General features: G+C 59.3%; 2 protein-coding genes and 1 tRNA gene. All 3 read left to right on the plus strand.

Annotated elements, in window-relative coordinates:
* The coding region (locus A5777_RS18770) for a hypothetical protein (protein WP_442903060.1) at positions 1-278 on the plus strand (278 nt) is incomplete at its 5' end.
* A gap of 161 nt (positions 279-439) precedes the next feature.
* On the plus strand, positions 440-649 hold the full coding sequence (locus tag A5777_RS18775; protein ID WP_005208107.1) for a CsbD family protein: 210 nt from the start codon (positions 440-442) through the stop codon (positions 647-649).
* A gap of 83 nt (positions 650-732) precedes the next feature.
* Positions 733-823: transfer RNA gene (locus A5777_RS18780), tRNA-Ser, on the plus strand.
* The last annotated feature ends 76 nt before the right edge of the window (positions 824-899 follow it).

The raw sequence follows: 899 nt of genomic DNA on the forward strand, positions 1-899 counted from the left end.
TCGACACCATGAGTGAATCCAGCGACAAGATCAACGAGGCCGTGGAATCGGTCAAAGGCAAGATCACCGAGTTCACGGAGAACGAAAAGGTCCAGGACGCCGTGGGCACGGCGAAGGAGAAGTTCACCGAGTTCACGGAGAACGAGAAGGTGCAGGACGCCGTGGGCACGGCGAAGGAGAAGATCACCGAGTTCACCGAGAACGAGAAGGTGCAGGACGCCGTGGGTACGGCCAAGGAGAAGTTCGGCGAGATCAAGGACAAGCTCCTCGGGAAGTGAGACCGGTCCCGCGTGACCGCAGGCAAGGTGCGCACGACTGACCCGCCAAGGCTTCGACCCGGCCAGATTTCGATATAACAGCGCCACTTCGACGATGTGTACGGTGGATTTCAGGAGACGCGAAAACCGCGCTCTGGTTCGCACACGCGAAGGAGAGTTCTATGGCAACCACTGATGATGCACAGAACAAGGCAGAAGAGCTCAAGGGTCGGGGCAAGGAAGCTGTCGGAAGCCTGACCAACAACGACGACCTCAAGAATGAGGGCAAGGGCGACCAGGCTGTAGCCGAAGGCAAGCAGAAGGTCTCCGAGGTTGCCGACAAGGTCAAAGAAGGCGTCGACAGCATCAAGGACAAGCTCACCGGCCACTGAGCCATACGGCGTGGCGAGCTCGCCATGCACCTCGCTGACCTGCTGATTTAGTGTCAGACGCCAGCTGCGGTACAGTCTTCCGCGGTGGCGTGTCCGAGCGGCCGAAGGTGCAGCACTCGAAATGCTGTGTGCGGTAACCCCGTACCGAGGGTTCAAATCCCTCCGCCACCGCCAGAAACACCCCCTCATCTACGCAGATGAGGGGGTGTTTCGCTGTCTGGGGGTTAGTTGGCTCTCCCGTTTTCAGTCA

This window comes from Gordonia sp. 852002-10350_SCH5691597 (assembly GCF_001665715.1).
GTDB lineage: Bacteria > Actinomycetota > Actinomycetes > Mycobacteriales > Mycobacteriaceae > Gordonia > Gordonia sputi.